Below are 350 nucleotides of genomic sequence, written 5' to 3' on the forward strand. Positions count from 1 at the left end.
ACATCACTGCAGCCCTGAAGGCTTGCGAAGCTGCTGACTCCTTCAACTTCAAGACTTTCTTCGCCAAGGTCGGTCTGTCCGGCAAGTCTGCCGATGATGTCAAGAAGGCCTTTGCTGTCATTGACCAGGACAAGAGCGGCTTCATTGAGGAGGATGAGCTGAAACTGTTCCTGCAGAACTTCTCATCTGGTGCCAGAGCATTGACTGATGCTGAGACAAAAGCCTTCCTGACAGCTGGAGACTCTGATGGTGATGGCAAGATTGGAGTGGATGAGTTCGCTGCTATGGTCAAGGCATAAATGGCTTCTAAACAACAACCTTAGGTTCCAACCAGTAATGTAGCCTTCTTA

The 350-nt window shown here is 49.4% G+C and carries 1 protein-coding gene; it reads left to right on the plus strand.

The window, feature by feature from the left end; genetic code table 11:
• Positions 1 to 2 precede the first annotated feature (2 nt).
• The gene (locus MKS85_RS28835; RefSeq protein WP_310663259.1) at positions 3 to 299 is read left to right on the plus strand and encodes a parvalbumin beta; all 297 of its coding nucleotides are present in this window, start codon (positions 3 to 5) and stop codon (positions 297 to 299) included.
• Positions 300 to 350: the final 51 nt, after the last annotated feature.

It is taken from the genome of Pseudomonas sp. JL2, assembly GCF_031570495.1.
Classification (GTDB): Bacteria; Pseudomonadota; Gammaproteobacteria; order Pseudomonadales; family Pseudomonadaceae; genus Aquipseudomonas; species Aquipseudomonas rhizophila.